The sequence below is a fragment of the Kistimonas ophiarachnellae genome (assembly GCF_057552235.1).
On record NZ_BAAJPA010000007.1, the window covers coordinates 127,282 to 146,172 of the forward strand.

Here is an 18,891-nt window from a genome sequence, read left to right on the forward strand (position 1 = left end):
CAATGAAACCGGGAAATACGTTTTTTAACGTTCACACTGTCCCGGTTCCATTGCAGCCAATACCTTCACAGCACCTAAAGTGCTCCGAGCGACATTGAACTGACCACTTTATTGCCACTATCAGCCTGATCGCCAATGACGGTATTCAACAAATAAACCCGTTCCGCCGGAACCTGCGCCTGATCGACCAGGAAATCCTTGATGCTACGGGCCCGCTGCTGCGCCAGCTGATGCATTGCCATCTCATCATAAGGCATGGCAGTCAACACCTGAGCCTGCAGATCATCCTCAGACACGCTATCAATGTCAGCAATACCCAGCTGGCCTCCATACTCCCGGAGTAGCGCAGGCCGTTCATCACCCGGTACCAACACCTGATCCAGCGTCGTCAACGCTGACTCTCCGCGCGCCATTAGCTGCGCCTGCCACATCTGTTTCAGTGTCATTTCCAGCTGTTGCGATTCCAGCAGCGGCCAGTCTGCCAGTCGATCAGCGCGGCCAGACACTTCCAGCATTAACCCGGGCCGTTCATTCAAGGCACTGCCCAGCGTGCTCAACACTTTCTGCTGATCCGGCGACAACAAGCTATCCCCCGGCATGAATTCGACTTTTTCCATCTGCCCGGCGTCGCCACCCACCAGCGAAGCCAGTGCATTAAATGGCGCTGCAGCAATATTGATCACCATGTTCATCAACGCTTTACCGACTGCACCCCAATAGGCGAATTCCGGATTATCCAGATCCCCCTGGATCGGCATATCGATGTCAATCTTGCCATCACGATCTTTCAGAAGCGCAATGGCAAGACGTAATGGCAGGTCAGGCGCCTCATCGCTGTCTACCGTATTGCCCAGCTGCAACTGGTCCAGCACCAGCCTGTTCGATGCCTGCAACTGCCCCTGCTCAATCCGGTAATTGAGATCCAGGTTCATGCGCCCCTTGCGAATGGCATAACCGGCAAACCGGCCTGAATAAGGAGTGAGCGTTGTTAATTCCACATTATGGAAAGACAACCCGATATCCGTATTGGCTTCCGGTTGCAGGGGATTGAGATGTCCGGAAATCTGCACAGGCGCATAACGGTCAACCTGACCACGAATAGCCACTGTGGCGTCACTCTTGCCGCTGGTACTGATATCCGAGATATCGCCCTGCAGATTCACCACCTCTGTGGCAAAACCTGGTTTGAATGAAACATCAGAAAAATCCATCCGTCCATCCGCGATCCGGATTTTTCCGATATCCACAACCATGGCCTGACTCCCGGCACTTGCTTTTTCATCCCCAGGATCTGCAGGCGCCCGGGCAGTATCTTCAACCATCAGCCTGGCAAGATTGACCTGCATATTCCTATCAATGGCAACCCGCACATCCGGACCTGCCAACAGCAATTCCCCAATACTGAAGCGATTCTCCTTTTCAGAGAAATGCATACCCACCAGGTTCATGGCATTCCAGCTGACCACCGGTTTTTCAGTTCGCACATCGTCAAGACGCAGCGATTTAACCCCTAACTGCCCCGACGCCATCACACCGGTTTCATAGTCACGGGCCACAGAGAGGCTGGCAGATAACAGGCCCTGATCAAGATGGAGCCAGGTCAACTTATCTAACAACGGTTGCAATGTCGTCAGGTCCACAGACGACACCTCCACCTGGGCATTAACATTCCCTTGCGGTAATTGAATGGTGCTATTGATACCCAGCGAGCCTGTTTCATCAATCATCGTTTTCAAGGTCAGCTCAGCCTGCGATGCCGGCAAGCCCAGTGACTGGATGCCCAGGTTGAATCCAGACAATGAAACCGACAACGGCCTTCCTCCACGCCCGATCATCTGGTTATCGGTAAACGCGAACTGCCCCTGCTTTATCCTGATGTCATCAATCGTGACCGAGAAAGGTTTGGCTTCTTCAGCACTATTTTCCTCAGTCTTATCCGTATTCTGCCCTGGCACGGGTTTGAGCAAGCTCAACAGGTTCAACTGCCCTTCCTTGTCCATTATGGCGTCAACCTGGGGAGCCTCCAGCGTGATGGACTGTACATGCAAATGACCACGACTCAGGGAATCCCACGCCAGGTTAATACTGAATTGCTCAAAACCAGCAACAGGGTTGTGCGAATCACCCAGCACCAGCCCCCTGACCGTCGCCTTAAGGGTCAGTGGATTAAAGTAAACGGCAGCAATCTCCAGCGGCGCTGACAAAAACCGGGGAGCCAGCCAGGCAGCAATACCATGAATGGCAGGCGGCAAGATGACAAACCCCAACAGGAGATAAGCAACGAATCCCCCCAAAAGAAAACGAATTATTCGGCGCATGGTATTTTTTAAGTCAATTCTGGATGATGAAAATCAGTGGTGTGATGGTACCCGCAAAGCGGGTAAAGCAAAACTGCAGTTACTTCGGAAAAAATCGTGGCAGTTTCGACTTGAAAGCAACGAGAAAGAGAACACGAATGACGGTAAGGGTAAAGACAGACTTACCTGTCAGGTTCCGCCCTTACCAACCCATGACCTGCTTAACAAACGGTACGCTTAATTTCCGTTTCGCCCGCAGGGTTGCACCATCCAGACGTCCGAGGACATCAAACAGGTATTGCATGTCCCGGGAACCGCGATGAAGGATGTAGCGGGCCACTTCGTCCGACATATCCATGCCCCGAAGATGCGCACGTAACCGCAACGCCATCACTTTTTCCTGGTCAGTGAGCGGCTCGACATGAAAGACCATGCCCCAGCTCATACGCGACACCAGGTCAGGCAGACAAATATTCAACTGACGGGGCGCGACTTCCGCGGCTACCAGCAAACGATGGCCTTTTTCCCGTAACTTGTTGAAGAGGTGAAAGAAAGCTTCTTCCCAGGCCCGGTCACCGGCAATGGCGCTGATATCATCGATACAGACCAGCCGAAGGGACTCAATGCCTTCCAGCAACCGTGGCGGATAATCCGCCAGCTCTTTCATGGGGAGGTAGATACTGCGCTGGCCCATGGCGTCAGCCTGATGGCAGGCAGCCTGTAACAGGTGACTGCAGCCAACGCCGGGGGATCCGTAGAGGTAGATAAACTGCTCAGGCGTTACGCCGGCCGGATAACGCTCAACGTCCAGCATATTGACCAACGCCTCATTACGACCGGCGTAATAATTGGCGAATGTCGCATCATCTCGTAACTGGACACCAAGTGGTAGTTGCAACGGCAGACTCATATATCAACGACTGTGATGACAGCATCTTTGCAGCCCATACCATATCACGACTTGCGGCTGGCATGATACAGGTGACTCTCCTTATAGTTGCGATGCAAATGAACCAGCACCACCATGACAATGGCCGCCACCGGGAGCGCCAGGAGAATACCGACAAAACCGAACAGTTGACCACCGGCCATAATGGCAAAGATCACCGCTACGGGATGCAGACCGATCCGGTCACCGACCAGCAAGGGGGTCAACACCATGCCTTCCATCATCTGGCCAATGCCGAAGACAACCACCACGCCGAGAATGGGCCACCAGCTGTCAAACTGGAAGAACGCCGTTACCAGCGCCACACCAATACCCACAATAAAGCCCATGTAAGGCACAATACTGGCCAGACCGGCAATCAATCCAATCAGGATGGCAAACTGTAATCCAAGCAACCACAGACCCGTGCCATAAATAATGCCCAGCATGAACATGACCATAAGCTGCCCCTTGAGGAAGGCGCCCAGCACATCATCACACTCACGGGCCAAAGTGACTGCCGTTGGCTCAATATTCCTGGGCAGCAGCGCACGAATATTTTCCATCATGCGATCCCAGTCCCTGAGCAGATAGAAACTGACCACCGGGATCAAAAACAGGTTGGCGAGGAAGCCGGCCAGCGCCATGCTCGAAGCAGAAAACGAACGTCCTATCCTGGCCAGAATCCCCCCCGCCTGCTGCCACTCATGGCCTAGCCGGGCACTGAGTTCCCGCAGGTTGAACAGCTCGGGATCAAGGTTTACATAGGCTGATAAGCGAGGCACCAGGTTATGCTGCAGCCAGTCCCCCCAATGGGGCAACAATGAGATCACCACCTTGATCTGGTTGGTGAGCAAGGGAATAAGAATCAGCAGGGTCACCACGAGCAACAGGCTGACCACAACAAAAACCGTTGTCACTGCCAGCGTTCGGGATAAACCCAGCCGCTCCAGCCGGTCAGTCACCGGATCGGCCAGGTAAGCCAGCACCAGGCTGACCAGAAAAGGCGTCAGAATAGGCTGCAGCAGGTAAATAAAGAAACCGGCCACCAGGACAAAGCCAAGAATAAACCAGCGCTGCGTATAATCCCTTTCTGCATTCATAGCGTGAATCCCTTTAATGACGGGTAAATAGCCCAGCCTTCCACGCTGAGCTGTCGTTGATCACGGGGCAACAGATTACTTTTGCCATACATAATAGAGGTCAGGACGGCGAACAAGTTCACCCGCTGGCATATCCACCGGTGTCGCAGGCAACGCAGGGTAGGCCCTTGCCAGGCTTCGGTCGAGACTGATCTCGGCATCCAGCTGCTCCGGACTACCGTCAATCACCAGGTCCAGCGTCAACGTATCGCCTTTAACCCTCACAGGCATGACCGTTCGCACCGCCGTCAAATTATCAAGGTATCGCAACAGGCCGGCGTAATCATGCACATCATTTACCGCATTCACCTGCAGCCTTAACGGATGCTCTGACGAACCATCGGAAAGAATCGCATAAAATGCGGCAAGACGGCTGGCGACCAGCGACAAGGCCCGGCTGGTAAATACATCCAGCGTGACATCATTAATATCTTCATTAAACACCTGGCCGCGGAACGCAAACATCACCCGACCGCTGACCTTGTCCTGACCTGATGGGTACACCCGCATGGCCAGGACAGTCGCCACACCATACCGTTCAGAGGCCTGCACAACGGGTCCCGGGAACAAGCCCCAAAGTTCTGCCATGGACAATGACAGACTGTCTTCCACATCCAGCAAGGGGTAAAGCAAGGGCACTCCCCACTGATCTGATGCGTTCTTCAGCGCATCAATAACCGCTGAAGGATTTTCTTCCCCCAGCATCTGGCGACCACTATGCTCTTCCGCCGCGATCCAGATCAGGGTTTCAGGTCGGTTATCCCCCCACAGCGGCAGCCGGTTATCATGTAACAGCTTATTAACAGCTGCCCGGTTAAAACTGACATCCAGTAAAAAGCCAGGCTGGTGACTTGCCTGATCACTCTCCGCCGGGCTGACCTTGCGATAGTCATACCGGCTGACCAGAGCTTCCGGTTTCTGCATGGCAGCGAGGATACCTTCCCGTGCAGGCGCATCAATCTGCCCGGTGACTTTGGTAACCACCTGTGACAGCGCCTGTGAAAATGCCTGCGTCCGACTTTCACGCCCCTGATCAGGCACCAGAACCTGCGCCTGGTACAGATTTTTGATCTCTGCAGCCTGCAGGGCAGGCGCGGCAATGACACACAAGAGTGCCGTCACCCATAATCTCACGCCGAGACCCCATGAAAGTCTGGTCATTTCCTGTCCCCGAACAACGAATTTCCCAAGCACACCGCGTTACCACAGACACCGCTGTCTGAGTATCGGGTGCAAAATCTGCGAAGAGTATAGGGTAACCGATTTTTTGCAAGCATCGGCACCTTTAGATCAACACTCTGCCATGAAGGTATCTGAATGCGCCGATTGTCATTACAGCTCTGACATTAAAATCAAAGCCATCAATCAATGCGTACAGGCACTATCCCTGTAAATGAAAGATATAAAGGAAGGAAAATACAGCAGGAAGAGTCTCATCATGCCGCCTCGCCTGAGACGGCATGCGACACCAGCTTACATGGAGCTGGTGAAAGTACGGGTAATAACGTCGCGCTGCTGTTCAGGCGTCAGGGAGTTGAAGCGTACAGCATAACCGGAAACACGGATGGTCAGGGAAGGATACTTCTCCGGGTTAGCGGCGGCATCTTCCAGCATTTCGCGGGACAGTACGTTTACGTTCAGGTGCTGGCCACCTTCACGTACCGCCTGGCCTTCAACCGGCAGTTCGCGGAAAGCGATCTCGCCCAGTTCGGCCACAGCCACTTCCTGATCCTGGGCAAAGGCGTCGCCCTTGGCGCACAGGCAGCGTGCAGTGGCAGCTTCTTCGTCCAGAAGCCAGATGGAATTCAGCAGATCAGCGTTGGCGGACTGAGTGATCTGGATACCTTTAACAGCCATGGTAAATCCCCTTTTTACTGCTTAGGGTTCAACTTGGTTTGAATGCTACCAACAAAAGTTGAAAAAGGTAAGCCTTTAATTTACTGTTTTGCACGGATATTCTTACGCGTTTAACTATCCACTGTTTTCATGGTGGTGAATCTTTCTCTGACCGCTTCACCACTGCCCATCGCTGTTGTCGTATGATGGAATCCTCCCATGCAATGCCACCGTATAGAAGAACTGATTGAACTGCTCAAGCCCGTCTGGCTGGCGCACAACAACCTGAACCTGGCTCAAATGCTGACCCAGCTGGCTGAAGAAGCAGGGTTTGATGGCCAGTTGTCAGACCTGACCGATGATGTGCTGATTTATCACCTGAAAATGCGCGGAACGGCGAAGGACGCCATGATCCCGGGCATCCAGAAAGATTGTGAGGATGATTTCAAGAGTGCACTGCTGAAAGCACGCGGGATTACCCGATAAAACACCTTAATATGCCGGCCAGTGTTCACACTAAATGCCGGCACTTGGCCATAATCAATGAACACGGTTAAAATCATTAAACGTTAAACAGGATGTCTTCTTTTTTTGCTGTTTGACAGTAGCCAGAGCGCAGAAAAGCCAATTTTGCCCGCGGTATTTTTAAGGCCTCCAACGCTATTTCACTATCACCATAAATCAAGCCCAGTGCCGCCCCTCTCCTGGCAGCATAAAGTGCTCGCCAAACACCCTGTCCGGCATTAGCATGCAAACTGCACGGTTGATGTAATCCTGGCATGCCGTCATCGCTTACCGGCATTTGCGGCTGCGCTTCCAGCAGATAATCCAGACGCTCTCCCTTCGATAATTGTGCAGCGACTTTCATCATCATGAAAAGCTGAGGATTTTTTTCCATGACTGTATTCTCATCCGGAACAAACAGTGGCTCAGCATTATGCGTCAACAGCAAACGCGCAAACTCAAAAACATTGATTTCACAAACAGACTGCTCCAGCAACACTTTCATGAGTGCTGTTTGATTGCTCCCCCATGTCGTTATCATCGAATCAGCCCCATGCTCTAACAACAGTTTTGCAATATCGTACCGGCCATAGTGAACAGCAAGGTGTAATGGTGCAGCACCATAATCACCGCTGACAGGCGCAAACTCTCCTCTAAAGTAACGACGACTACATTGATTGCAGTTGATGTTTTGCGTAAGCAATTGTTCAACAAGATCAACTTGCTGACTTTCTACAGCATAGTGAAGAGGCGTTTCACCCAATACGGTTACTTTACCGCATGGTGCCAAATACTGTATTAATAATTCCAGCATTTCGGGATTCTTATTGTTCACAGCATCGTGAACCAGACTTTTCCCCAGCTGGGATACCACATCAACGTTCGCCCCCTTACTCAACAGAAGCGCTGCTATTGTAAAGCGATTATAAAAAACTGCCCATTGAAGTGGTGTCATTGAAGTATTGTCAGGATTGTCATATGGCACACCGGCCTCACACAACACTTGCGCTAATGTTAAATACCCAAGTTTGGCAGCTCTAGAAAACAATCGTATATTTCGATGAATGCACTCTCGGCTAAAAGCATTCGATTCTTTTAGCATCTCACAATATATTTCCTCAGGATTTAATGCTGCTCCACCAACAAACTGGCTCCTGCTTGAAATGCTTCCAATCGTTTTCCAACACCTGGTTTTAAGATTCCATTCGCAGCAAACAATCACTCCTTCCGATTGGCTATAAATAAAACCTTCACCATCATCAGTAAAACAGCATTCACTGATCCCCCCAGGCCTGATATCTCGAGAGGATGGTGTTTTCTCAGGTAGACGTCCATAGACATTGACAGGCACAGAACGAATACTTAGCCATGAATACTTTGCATTAAATGTAGCGACATGATGCTTTTTATATAAAGCATGCGTATTGGCGGCATACAAAATTTTGTATTCATTGAGCCGTGCAGAGACAGAATAAAATGCCCAAGCCGCTCCGGATGAACGTGATGTATCACTGATACCGGTTTTTTCAGCCGAAGATAAGCCTTTTTTACGACGGGGGCTCACATCCATAACTATAAAAATCCCAATGCTTAACGCTACAATTCGAACCCGGCACTATTGGACTCCTCAAACAAGTGTGGCATTTAAACACGACACAAGTTCATAACAGGAACGAAAGTCTGCTGAACACCCCTGCCATCCATAGCCAACCCCTGCAACCGTTGCTACAATACCGCCGCCTTCCAAACCTGTACGAATGAACCAGACAGGCCCACTGATGACCAAGTCTTCCCAGTCTCTGAGTTACAAAGACGCCGGCGTGGATATTGATGCCGGCAATGCCCTGGTAGAACGTATTAAGCATGTGGCGAAACGCACCCATCGCCCGGAAGTGTTGGGTGGACTCGGCGGGTTCGGCGCCCTCTGCGAAATCCCGGTCGGCTACCAGCAGCCGGTGCTGGTCTCCGGCACCGACGGTGTCGGCACCAAACTCCGCCTCGCCATGGACCTTGGCAAGCATGACACCATCGGTATCGACCTCGTCGCCATGTGCGTCAACGACCTGATTGTCTGTGGCGCAGAACCCCTCTTTTTCCTCGATTATTATGCGACCGGCCACCTGAATGTGGATATCGCCGCCAGCGTTGTTGCCGGTATCGGCAAGGGCTGCGAACAGGCTGGCTGTGCGTTAGTCGGTGGTGAAACCGCTGAAATGCCCGGCATGTACGAGGGTGAAGATTACGACCTCGCCGGTTTCTGTACCGGCGTTGTGGAGAAATCCGGCATTATTGACGGTTCTGCCGTGCGCCCGGGCGATGCCCTGATCGCGCTGGCCTCCAGCGGCCCTCATTCCAACGGCTACTCCCTGATCCGCAAGATCATCGAAGTCAGCCAGGCTGACCTGGGCGCCGAAGTCGACGGTCGTCCGCTGGCTGACGCCCTGCTGGAACCCACCCGGATCTACGTCAAGCCACTGCTGAACCTGATCAAGGCCCACCCGGTCAATGCCCTCAGCCATATCACCGGCGGCGGCCTGCTGGAAAATATTCCCCGGGTGTTGCCTGAGGGAACCAAAGCCGTTATCAATACTCAAAGCTGGCAGCGGCCTGCCGTATTTGAGTGGCTGCGTGAGCAGGGCAACGTCGATGAGCGGGAAATGTACCGCACATTCAACTGCGGCGCCGGCATGATCATCGCCGTTCCCGAAGAAGCCAGGCAGGATGTCATCACCTTCCTCTGGGAACAGGGTGAGACCGCCTGGGAAATCGGAACTATCGCCAACTGCGAAGCGGGCGATGAACAGGTCGAACTGACCGGTTTGTAAGAAGGGATCAGGGCCGGTCACCACGCCGGCCTTTTGATAACACTGATACATCTTCTTTTCCACGTGTACGACTCATGACCCGTAACGCTTTATCCGTTGTTGTCCTTGTCTCCGGCAATGGCAGCAACCTGCAAACCCTGATAGACCAACAGACAGACCTGGGCATTCGCATCAGCGCTGTTGTCAGTAATCGTGACGACGCCTATGGCCTGGTCCGGGCCCGGGAAGCCGGCATCCCCGCCATTACGCTGGATCATCAGCAATACACCGACCGGGAAGCCTATGATGCCGCACTGATGCAGCAGATTGATCAGCACAATCCGGAACTGGTCGTGCTTGCAGGTTTCATGCGTATTCTGACGCCAGGCTTTACCCGTCACTACCACGGCCGCATGCTCAACATCCATCCATCCCTGCTGCCCAAATACAAAGGTTTACACACCCACCGCCGGGCGCTGGAAGCGGGCGATACCGAACATGGTGTCACTGTTCACTTTGTCACAGAAGAGCTGGATGGCGGCTCACCGGTTATTCAGGCAAGAGTACAGATTACTGACACCGACACCGAAGACACCCTGCAACAGCGTGTGCATGCCCAGGAATACCGGATTTACCCCCAGGCGGTCGCCTGGTTTGCCGAAGGACGCCTGAAACTGATCAACAACCAGGCCTTCCTTGATGATGCAGCATTACCACCCACTGGGTATGATTACCCTGTTGAAGAAACAGCGGAATTATCATGAAACACCTGCTTCTGGCCAGCCTGTTCGCAATTCTCCCCATCACAGGCATGGCTGCGACTCAAGCCCCTCAGGCATTTGAAGCCAGCTATTCCGCCACCATGGGCAACGTACCCGTGGATGGCACGGCGGAACGCAAACTGGTCAAACAGCCCGATGGCACCTGGCAACTCACCTTTAATGCCGAGATGCTGTTCTACAGCTTTTCTGAACGAAGCCGGTTCAAGCTGGATGAGAACAACCGCATCCAGCCGATCAGTTACCAACTGAGCAAAGGCGCACTGGGCAAGAACCGACAGGCGTCGGTTAACTTCGACTGGAAACGCAAACAGGCCGACAGCCGGGAAGACAATGACCAGTGGGCACTGGCCATTCAACCCGGCGACCTGGATAAAATCAGCTACCAGCTACAGCTGCAGGAAGACATGCGCCAGGGACGCAAAGACCTTCACTACCAGGTCGTCAATGAAGATGAGCGGGATGATTACCAGTTTCTGATCGAGAAAGAAGAAATACTGCAAACACCACTCGGTGAAATCAACACGGTTCGCCTCAAAATGCAGCGCGATAACAACAAGCGGCAAACATGGATCTGGCTGGCTAAAGACTGGAACTATATGTTGGTCAAGCTACGGCAGGTTGAGAAAAACAAAGATTATGTCATCCATCTGAAAAATGCTTCTATTGATGGAAAGAGACTCGAACCTGTTACCATGACCAAAAAGTAACTACAGTGGCGGGATTTACCAAAAACATATAACCCAAAAAATCCCGCCCTGACCAACCATTCCAAACACCCGTTAAATCTCTATAACCACCTCGTTTGCAATGTGATGTTTATAATCAGGGCGTTTCTTTATTATTTCATCCATAATTGGTCGAAAGTGTGCTTCAACCTTCTCCAGCTCCACTGATTTATCGCCATATTCCTTTGAAAACTGGGATTTAACTTTATTCAACTGAACGCTTACTTCCTCAAAGCCAAAATCCTTAACATTCTCGATTTCTTTCCTTTCCTCTTCAGTAGGCACCCTTAACACCACTACAAATGAGCCCTGTTCACCAAACTCGTCCTTTTCGTCAATACAGATAGGCTCTTTAAATTTATCAATAAATTTCCATAACAGAGACCTCATCTCTTCAGATAGGTATTTCACCCGCTCTTTTCTTTCAACCTTTCCAGCACCAACCGAAACCCAAGAACTCATTTGCCTTGCCAATGAAAAACAATAATCAATAGCATGGTGTACATAATCGTAATAGGTTGCAATACCACAATGTTCCGGCTTTAAAAACAGTTTCTTTTTATGATTATGATCTTCATAATAAACAAACAGAACATGCCTATGACTCTCTGGAAGTATTTCCCCCTCATCCAAATCATAACCATAATGTTTTTTATTATCAGTTTCCCTGCCTAAATGTGAAGAGCGACGCGGATAGTGGCCATTTCCATCACGCTGTAGAAATGCAGCCAACTTTTCAAGATGCTCCCCATTACAACTATCAACCAGCATATAAGCACCATCTGTGAAACCTTGACCAACACTGACTGCACGGAAATATAAATAGTTACAGATTTGAGTAATGATTTCTTTCGTAGCAGATTGAAGCGCTTTTTTCTTCGCCACCTCCTCGACATCGCCTGTCACTCCCCCCTCTTCCACTGCAGTCCTTATTGCTTGTTTTATCGCCATCAGCAATGTCGATGGTTCATCCTGCCCTGTCACACCCTGCCCACTTTCTACTCGACGCTTTTCTTTTTGCCAAACATCATCCACCTGCTCAGCCAACATCCGATCCAGATCGCCGTTGCCTCTTACAATTTGGTCCAGGTAGCAATACCCTTGATCCACTCGGAGTTGCAACAGCCCTCTATCAGTCTCGTTCAGAGTCTTACTGGTAAAACCAAGTGCGTGCAACTTCCGAACATGTTCAGCAGTAACGGTTACCTTCTCACGCCTTGTCACATTGCCAATGAAAGCAGCCCCCTCGCCACTCGTGCCAGCAATCTCTGTCGCTGGCGTTGCTCGTGCATCATTATCGACGTCTATATCAGCAGCACCGCCCTCAGCAAGAGGCCCTGCTGTTGATATCACACTACTACCAACAGCCCCCTCATCTTCGCTGCCGTGAGTCCCTGTTATTACTCCAGCAGGGGATAAAGGCGCTTCATTTTCGGATGCCGACTCGAAATGATCATCATCAGACGAATGCCCAATAGCTCGCGATACTTCACCACTAATGGCCTCCATGCCCTCATCATCATGAGTACCAGCAATCAAACCAGTGGCAGGCGATGCCATATGATAATGGTCAAATCCTGACTCCGAAGCACTTGTATCAGCCAGGATCGCTATCGACCCATCCTCCCTTGCTAGCAATGCTGCAGGCGAGACGACTGGAGGCCCATTTGCATTATCAGCATTGAACGTCGCCCCACCACCTGAAGTACTCACTCCATTGCTTTGATACTGACGACCACCTGCTCCAGGATAAACATGCACACTACCGACATTAATCTGCGTGACATTGCGAGGAGAAGTACCTGAATTACTGGATTGCCGCCTACGGGATTGCTGTGCAACACCAGGCTGCGGCGCTGTCCGACTGACCTTCCTACAGCAAAACCAGCACGTTATGACTGCTAGAACACAACAGAAAAAATCTGACAATGCTTCACTGCATGTCCGCGAACGACGTATCACAGATACCTCCAACGTGGAAAAGAGAGGAAGAGATAACTTGATTGCTATTATCTTGACCATTAAAAGAACAACATGTGGCTCAAAATAGCAGGACAGCAACAATCAATAATCTATGACACATTGATTTCATATCAGGCGCACTAACATAGTGGTTAACCAAACAAACCAATTACAACGAATCCAACAATAAATCGCTGCCTACTGGCAAACCGATACCGGAGTTACACTTACCCCTGTACAATTCCCGCCATAATATCTGACATTGAGAAAACCTGATGAGAGTACTGCATACTATGCTGCGGGTCGGTGACCTTGACCGCTCCATTGCCTTCTACCGGGATGTGCTGAAGATGCAGCTGATCCGCCAGTCGGAAAACGCGGAGTACCAGTACACCCTGGCCTTTCTGGGCTATGGCGACGAAAGCCAGGGCGCGGTGATTGAGCTGACCTATAACTGGGGCACCGGGAGCTACGATCACGGTAACGCCTTTGGCCATATTGCCATCGGTGTCGATGACCTGTACGGCACCTGCGAAGCGATCCGCGCCGCCGGCGGCAATATCACCCGGGAACCGGGTCCGGTTAAGGGCGGAAAAACCGAGATCGCTTTTGTTGAAGATCCGGATGGTTACAAGATCGAACTGATCCAGATGACCCATGCAGGGCAAGGATTAGGTTGAACGGACAATAGAAAAGGCCCTTGAACGGGCCTTTTTTACTTAGACACAAACAACATCAATCCAACAGGTTTCTACCCTTACCCGCTGCAATGCGCAAACGCAATGCATTGAGTTTGATGAAGCCTGCTGCATCCGCCTGATCATACGCACCGGCATCGTCTTCAAATGTCGCGATACTTTCATCAAACAGAGACTGGTCTGACTCCCTGCCAACAACCGTGATATTGCCTTTATACAGCTTGATCCGAACCCGACCACTGACATTGATCTGGGATTCATCAATCATTTTCTGCAACATGCGACGCTCCGGCGACCACCAGTAACCGTTATAGATCAGCTTGGCGTAGCGCGGCATCAGCTCATCTTTCAGGTGCGCGACTTCACGATCCAGCGTAATGGACTCAATCGCCCTGTGTGCCTTCAACATGATGGTACCTCCGGGCGTCTCATAACAGCCCCGGGCCTTCATGCCGACATAACGGTTCTCAACAATATCGGTTCTGCCCACACCATGTTCACCACCCACCTTGTTCAGGTAAGCCAGCACTTCAGCCGGCGTCATGTCATTACCATCAATGGCAACGATATCGCCGTTACGGTATGTCAACTCCAGGTACAATGGTGAATCTGGCGCAGCCTCCGGCGAGACACTCCAGCGCCACATATCCTCTTCCGGCTCCGCCCAGGGATCTTCCAGAATGCCACCTTCATAGGAGATATGCAGGAGGTTGGCATCCATGGAATACGGTGATTTACCTTTCTTACGCTCCACGGCAATACCATGGCGATCACAATAGGCCAGCAGCTTTTCACGGGAATTCAGATCCCATTCCCGCCAGGGAGCAATCACCTGGATACCGGGCTTGAGCGCATAGGCGCCCAGCTCGAACCGCACCTGGTCATTCCCCTTACCCGTCGCACCGTGGGAAATGGCATCCGCACCGGTTTCACTGGCAATCTCAACCAGACGCTTGGCAATCAAAGGACGGGCAATGGACGTGCCCAGCAGGTATTCCCCTTCATAGATGGTGTTCGCCCGGAACATGGGGAAAACATAGTCTCGGACGAACTCTTCTCGCAGGTCTTCAATGTAGATTTCTCGGATGCCGAGGGCTTCGGCTTTAGCACGTGCAGGTTCTACCTCTTCACCCTGGCCCAGGTCGGCCGTGAAGGTGACCACTTCACAGTGGTAGGTATCCTCAAGCCACTTCGCTATCACAGAGGTATCAAGACCTCCTGAGTAAGCGAGTACAACCTTGCTGATATCTTTCATTAAAGACTGACTCCGATCGACTTCTCGTTTAAACGTTGTAATTCTCTGCGTCGGGGCGGCCATTCTACCCCGCTCTCCGCCTGAAAGCATAGAGCCTGTCGCGGGAAAGCCGCTATTTCAGCGATATTTACCGCAGCTTTTCACCCACTCCCACCGTATTTGAACAAAACCAGCCCCGGATTCACCGGCCCGTACTAACCAACCGGTTAACCCTGTATACCTTTCAGGCGATGCTTCGGGTAAGATTCGCCGACCAGTTACCCGCCCCCAACGGCTTCAGAGACAGGCTTTTGCGTCAATGACAGAACGATTGCAGATTACCCGCCCGGATGATTTTCACCTTCACCTGCGTGACGGCAAGGTTCTGAAAGAGACCGTGGCGGCCAGCGCCAGGGATTTCGGGCGCGCGATTATCATGCCCAACCTGCGTCCACCGGTCACCACCGCGCAACAGGCGGCCGAGTACAAAGCACGTATCATCGAGCAAATCCCTGCGGGTAGTGCATTCCAGCCATTGATGACACTCTATCTCACTGACAACACCACAGCGGCCATTGTCAGCGAAGCAAAAGCCATGGGCGATGTGTATGCTCTGAAACTGTATCCGGCCGGTGCCACGACCAACTCCGATTCCGGCGTCACGTCCCTGGAAAAAATCTTTCCTGCGCTTGAAGCAATGATTGAAAACAATCTGCCATTGCTGGTGCACGGCGAAGTCACTGAGAATCACATCGATATCTTTGACCGGGAAAAGGTGTTTATTGACCGCCACCTGATGCCGCTGGTTGATCGTTACCCGGAATTGAAAGTGGTCATGGAACACATCACCACAAAGGAAGCTGCCCAGTTTGTCGCGGGTGCCTCTGATAACATTGCGGCTACCATTACGCCTCAGCATTTGCTCTATAACCGTAACCACATGCTGGTTGGCGGTATTAAACCGCATTTTTACTGCCTGCCTATCCTGAAGCGCAACATCCATCAGGAAGCCTTGTTGCAGGCCGCCACCAGCGGCAGCTCCAAGTTCTTCCTTGGCACAGACTCTGCGCCGCATGCCAAAGGTGCCAAGGAAAGCAGCTGCGGCTGCGCCGGTTGCTTCTCCGCCTTCGGCGCCATGGCGTTTTATGCCGAGGCCTTTGAATCCATGAATGCGCTGGATCGCCTTGAAGCGTTCAGCAGCCATTACGGCGCTGACTTCTACGGACTGCCACGCAATACCGATACCATCACCCTGGTCAGACAGACCGTGGATGTACCCGCCTCCCTGCCACTGGGCGACGAGGAAGTCGTTCCCCTGAAGGCAGGTGAGCAGTTACACTGGATGGTGGAAAACGTTTAGACATAGCGTCAAACAATGCAGTACCTCCGGACTGTCTTAAGACAGTCCGGCTCTCTCAGTTAACAATTAAGGCATTGGTGTGAGTAACGAGGAATACAACCGTTCACATTCCCAAATGGCAGACCGCTTCCGTGGTTTCCTACCCGTCGTCATTGATGTAGAGACCGGCGGCTTTAACGCCAAGACCGATGCCCTGCTGGAAATAGCCGCCATTACCATTGGTATGGACGAAAACGGCTATGTCATGCCAGAAGATGAAATCGCCTATCACGTGAAACCGTTTGACGGCGCCAACATTGAGAAGGCAGCGATTGAATTCATCGGGATCGACCCTTTCCATCCGTTGCGCATTGCGCATCCGGAACAGGAAGCACTGACCAACATCTTCAAGTCTGTGCGCAAGGCCGTTAAACGGTATGGCTGTTCACGTGCCATTCTGGTGGGCCATAACGCCACGTTCGACCTGGGCTTTGTCAACGCCTGCGCAGAACGAAATGACATCAAGCGAAACCCGTTCCATCCGTTCTCCTGCTTTGATACGGCAACGCTTTCAGGCCTTGCCTATGGTCAGACCGTTTTGGCCCGCGCCTGTGATGTGGCCGGTATTCGCTTCGACAAAAACGAAGCGCACTCCGCCCGGTATGACACCCGGAAAACCGCCGAACTGTTCTGCACCATCGTAAACCGCTGGAAAGAGCTGGGCGGCTGGAACGACTGACCCCCCTTCTCACCCGAACGCTCTGAGCCCCGTGCCAGAGCGTTTTCTCCCTCAAAAAATTCTGACAAAACCCTTGCAGAGCTGCCGCCGTTCAGGTTATTTTTCCAGCAACTGCAGACGCAGCTCAGCCCAGATACACTATTACCGAGACAATAAGATGCTAATACTCTTTGACTCATACTGCTCACTACCAACGGTCACTTCTGAATCTGTCTGCTCTGCCTGCCTGCATCATTCCCACCTGCACCACCATCATCACTGAAACCAACGTTTCAACCGGATTCTGTTATCTATTCTGACAGCTTCCGACAGTCATTCTGTCCGTGTCATCGCATAAGCTGATGCATAATTAAACACACGGCGGCAACCCAAACATTTAAGACCTGAAGGTTTGACCCATGAACGCAGTGATTGTTGCGGTGGTCATCATGCTCGCGTTGAGCCTGATGCGCGTGAACGTAATTCTGGCCCTTTTCCTGGGCGCATTGGCCGGCGGCCTGACCGGTGGACTTAACCTGGAAGAAACCCTGTCCGCCTTTGGCGCAGGACTGGGTGGCGGCGCCAGCATCGCCCTGAGCTACGCCTTACTCGGCGCCTTTGCCATGGCGATCTCCCGCTCCGGTATTCCGGAAGCCCTGGCTGGCAGCATCATAACGCAGATGGATAAGGCAAAGGAAAAAGGCAACCCTCGCCTGATCAAGCTTGGCCTGCTGGGCAGCATCATGCTGATGGCAATCGCCTCCCAGAACCTGATTCCCGTCCACATCGCTTTTATACCGATCCTGATTCCGCCCCTGCTGAGCGCTTTCAGCAAAATGCAGCTGGATCGCCGTCAAGTCGCCTGTGTGATCACCTTCGGCCTGACGGCTACCTATATGCTGTTCCCGGTCGGTTTCGGCAATATCTATCTGAATGAGATCCTGGCGGCCAACCTGAAAACCAACGGCCTCGACACGACCGGTTTCTCCATGTCCAGCGCCATGATCATTCCGGTTGTCGGCATGTTTCTGGGTATGCTTGCCGCTGTATTCATTACCTATCGCAAACCAAGAACCTACCGCATTGATGAAAAAACAGCTTCCGGTGCCCAGACCGTACCCCAGGTATCCAGAAAAAATGCGCTGATTACAGGACTCGCCGTCGCGCTGGCTCTGACCGCACAACTTCAAACCGGTTCCATGAGCCTTGGCGCCCTGGTCGGCTGTATGACACTGGTGATTGGCGGTGTTATCTGCTGGCGCTCAGCGGATGACGTGTTTGTACAGGGCATGAAAATGATGGCCTTCTGCGGCTTTATCATGATTACTGCCGCCGGTTTTTCTGAGGTGCTCAGAACCACTGGCGCCGTACCTCAGTTGGTGAGCGCTATCGGCGAGATGATTCAGGGAAATAAAGGACTGGCTGCGTTCATGATGCTGCTGGTTGGTCTGCTGGTTACCATGGGCATCGGCTCATCCTTTTCGACCGTACCGATCATTGCAACCCTGTACGTACCACTTGGCCTTTCCCTTGGTTTCTCGCCACTGGCCGTTGCTGCGCTGGTAGGCACATCCGGCGCACTGGGTGATGCCGGTTCACCGGCATCCGATTCCACCATCGGCCCCACTGCCGGCTTGAATGCTGATGGTCAGCACGACCACATTCGGGATTCTGTCATCCCGACATTCATCCACTACAACCTGCCACTGCTGGCGTTTGGCTGGGTCGCTGCAATGATCCTCTAACAGGGGCACCATCCTCCAGCTGAGGAGGATAATGCTTATCAACGATCCCTGAGATGTCAATTAACAGGGATCGTTGATAAAGCATGATGATTGATCTTGAGAACATTTTCTGTATACAGGATACATATTCTGGAAATAACATATGAGAATCTGCCAAATTTGATTCAATGCAACTAA

The 18,891-nt window shown here is 52.0% G+C and carries 16 protein-coding genes; 8 read left to right on the forward strand and 8 right to left on the reverse strand.

What is annotated here, in order from left to right:
* Positions 1-74: 74 nt before the first annotated feature.
* From AC27K1_RS10735 to grcA, 5 genes are all read right to left on the reverse strand, one after another.
* Positions 75-2,318 carry a DUF748 domain-containing protein gene (locus AC27K1_RS10735; protein WP_487150468.1) on the reverse strand — a complete coding sequence of 748 codons (2,244 nt, stop codon included), beginning with the start codon at positions 2,316-2,318 and terminating at the stop codon, positions 75-77.
* 181 nt (positions 2,319-2,499) lie between these two features.
* On the reverse strand, positions 2,500-3,207 hold the full coding sequence (hda, locus tag AC27K1_RS10740) for a DnaA regulatory inactivator Hda (protein WP_395182893.1): 708 nt from the start codon (positions 3,205-3,207) through the stop codon (positions 2,500-2,502).
* A gap of 44 nt (positions 3,208-3,251) precedes the next feature.
* Complete coding sequence (locus AC27K1_RS10745) at positions 3,252-4,328, reverse strand: AI-2E family transporter (protein ID WP_487150471.1); 1,077 nt, start codon at positions 4,326-4,328, stop codon at positions 3,252-3,254.
* Between the two features lie 75 nt (positions 4,329-4,403).
* Entirely contained in the window at positions 4,404-5,528 is a 1,125-nt protein-coding gene (locus tag AC27K1_RS10750; protein ID WP_487150472.1) for a DUF2066 domain-containing protein, read from the reverse strand.
* A gap of 312 nt (positions 5,529-5,840) precedes the next feature.
* Positions 5,841-6,224, reverse strand: coding sequence for an autonomous glycyl radical cofactor GrcA (grcA, locus tag AC27K1_RS10755; RefSeq protein WP_395177699.1), 384 nt, complete (start codon positions 6,222-6,224; stop codon positions 5,841-5,843).
* Positions 6,225-6,422: 198 nt separating this feature from the next.
* Between grcA and AC27K1_RS10760 the strand changes: the two genes are divergently transcribed.
* A complete protein-coding gene (locus AC27K1_RS10760; protein ID WP_487150474.1) occupies positions 6,423-6,689 on the forward strand; it encodes a YihD family protein in 267 nt (88 codons plus the stop codon).
* Positions 6,690-6,765: 76 nt separating this feature from the next.
* On the opposite strand, the gene AC27K1_RS10765 is transcribed toward AC27K1_RS10760, so the two are convergent.
* Positions 6,766-8,277 carry an ankyrin repeat domain-containing protein gene (locus tag AC27K1_RS10765; protein WP_487150475.1) on the reverse strand — a complete coding sequence of 504 codons (1,512 nt, stop codon included), beginning with the start codon at positions 8,275-8,277 and terminating at the stop codon, positions 6,766-6,768.
* Positions 8,278-8,485: 208 nt separating this feature from the next.
* Here AC27K1_RS10765 and purM point away from each other — a divergent pair, with 208 nt between their 5' ends.
* The 3 genes from purM to AC27K1_RS10780 all read left to right on the forward strand — a co-directional run bounded on the left by purM (position 8,486) and on the right by AC27K1_RS10780 (position 11,000).
* Positions 8,486-9,532: a phosphoribosylformylglycinamidine cyclo-ligase gene (gene purM / locus AC27K1_RS10770; RefSeq protein WP_487150477.1), complete on the forward strand. Its 1,047-nt coding sequence runs from the start codon at positions 8,486-8,488 to the stop codon at positions 9,530-9,532.
* A 74-nt stretch (positions 9,533-9,606) separates the two neighbouring features.
* The gene (gene purN / locus AC27K1_RS10775; RefSeq protein WP_487150478.1) at positions 9,607-10,275 is read left to right on the forward strand and encodes a phosphoribosylglycinamide formyltransferase; all 669 of its coding nucleotides are present in this window, start codon (positions 9,607-9,609) and stop codon (positions 10,273-10,275) included.
* On the forward strand, positions 10,272-11,000 hold the full coding sequence (locus AC27K1_RS10780; protein ID WP_487150479.1) for a DUF3108 domain-containing protein: 729 nt from the start codon (positions 10,272-10,274) through the stop codon (positions 10,998-11,000). Before purN ends, AC27K1_RS10780 begins: the two co-directional genes overlap by 4 nt.
* A 72-nt stretch (positions 11,001-11,072) precedes the next feature.
* Here the strand turns inward: AC27K1_RS10780 and AC27K1_RS10785 are convergent, their stop codons facing one another.
* Positions 11,073-12,779, reverse strand: coding sequence for a hypothetical protein (locus AC27K1_RS10785; RefSeq protein ID WP_487150481.1), 1,707 nt, complete (start codon positions 12,777-12,779; stop codon positions 11,073-11,075).
* A 476-nt stretch (positions 12,780-13,255) separates the two neighbouring features.
* Here AC27K1_RS10785 and gloA point away from each other — a divergent pair, with 476 nt between their 5' ends.
* Entirely contained in the window at positions 13,256-13,660 is a 405-nt protein-coding gene (gene gloA, locus AC27K1_RS10790) for a lactoylglutathione lyase (protein ID WP_487150482.1), read from the forward strand.
* A gap of 55 nt (positions 13,661-13,715) precedes the next feature.
* Here gloA and AC27K1_RS10795 read toward each other — a convergent pair whose 3' ends face one another.
* Complete coding sequence (locus AC27K1_RS10795; RefSeq protein WP_487150484.1) at positions 13,716-14,933, reverse strand: argininosuccinate synthase; 1,218 nt, start codon at positions 14,931-14,933, stop codon at positions 13,716-13,718.
* 298 nt (positions 14,934-15,231) lie between these two features.
* On the opposite strand from AC27K1_RS10795, the gene pyrC reads away from it, so the two are divergent.
* From pyrC to AC27K1_RS10810, 3 genes are all read left to right on the forward strand, one after another.
* Positions 15,232-16,272, forward strand: a complete 1,041-nt coding sequence (gene pyrC, locus AC27K1_RS10800) for a dihydroorotase (RefSeq protein ID WP_487150486.1) — start codon at positions 15,232-15,234, stop codon at positions 16,270-16,272.
* A 115-nt stretch (positions 16,273-16,387) separates the two neighbouring features.
* Positions 16,388-16,990: a ribonuclease T gene (gene rnt / locus AC27K1_RS10805; RefSeq protein WP_345194172.1), complete on the forward strand. Its 603-nt coding sequence runs from the start codon at positions 16,388-16,390 to the stop codon at positions 16,988-16,990.
* Positions 16,991-17,388: 398 nt separating this feature from the next.
* Positions 17,389-18,714, forward strand: a complete 1,326-nt coding sequence (locus tag AC27K1_RS10810; protein ID WP_487150488.1) for a Na+/H+ antiporter family protein — start codon at positions 17,389-17,391, stop codon at positions 18,712-18,714.
* Positions 18,715-18,891: the final 177 nt, after the last annotated feature.

Excerpts from the sequence above, each read along its gene's own strand:
- AC27K1_RS10735 (WP_487150468.1), bottom strand. The coding sequence starts at position 2,318 with ATGCGCCGAATAATTCGTTTTCTTTTGGGGGGATTCGTTGCTTATCTC.
- hda (WP_395182893.1), bottom strand. The coding sequence starts at position 3,207 with ATGAGTCTGCCGTTGCAACTACCACTTGGTGTCCAGTTACGAGATGAT.
- AC27K1_RS10745 (WP_487150471.1), bottom strand. The coding sequence starts at position 4,328 with ATGAATGCAGAAAGGGATTATACGCAGCGCTGGTTTATTCTTGGCTTT.
- AC27K1_RS10750 (WP_487150472.1), bottom strand. The coding sequence starts at position 5,528 with ATGACCAGACTTTCATGGGGTCTCGGCGTGAGATTATGGGTGACGGCA.
- grcA (WP_395177699.1), bottom strand. The coding sequence starts at position 6,224 with ATGGCTGTTAAAGGTATCCAGATCACTCAGTCCGCCAACGCTGATCTG.
- AC27K1_RS10760 (WP_487150474.1), top strand. The coding sequence starts at position 6,423 with ATGCAATGCCACCGTATAGAAGAACTGATTGAACTGCTCAAGCCCGTC.
- AC27K1_RS10765 (WP_487150475.1), bottom strand. The coding sequence starts at position 8,277 with ATGGATGTGAGCCCCCGTCGTAAAAAAGGCTTATCTTCGGCTGAAAAA.
- purM (WP_487150477.1), top strand. The coding sequence starts at position 8,486 with ATGACCAAGTCTTCCCAGTCTCTGAGTTACAAAGACGCCGGCGTGGAT.
- purN (WP_487150478.1), top strand. The coding sequence starts at position 9,607 with ATGACCCGTAACGCTTTATCCGTTGTTGTCCTTGTCTCCGGCAATGGC.
- AC27K1_RS10780 (WP_487150479.1), top strand. The coding sequence starts at position 10,272 with ATGAAACACCTGCTTCTGGCCAGCCTGTTCGCAATTCTCCCCATCACA.
- gloA (WP_487150482.1), top strand. The coding sequence starts at position 13,256 with ATGAGAGTACTGCATACTATGCTGCGGGTCGGTGACCTTGACCGCTCC.
- AC27K1_RS10795 (WP_487150484.1), bottom strand. The coding sequence starts at position 14,933 with ATGAAAGATATCAGCAAGGTTGTACTCGCTTACTCAGGAGGTCTTGAT.
- pyrC (WP_487150486.1), top strand. The coding sequence starts at position 15,232 with ATGACAGAACGATTGCAGATTACCCGCCCGGATGATTTTCACCTTCAC.
- rnt (WP_345194172.1), top strand. The coding sequence starts at position 16,388 with ATGGCAGACCGCTTCCGTGGTTTCCTACCCGTCGTCATTGATGTAGAG.
- AC27K1_RS10810 (WP_487150488.1), top strand. The coding sequence starts at position 17,389 with ATGAACGCAGTGATTGTTGCGGTGGTCATCATGCTCGCGTTGAGCCTG.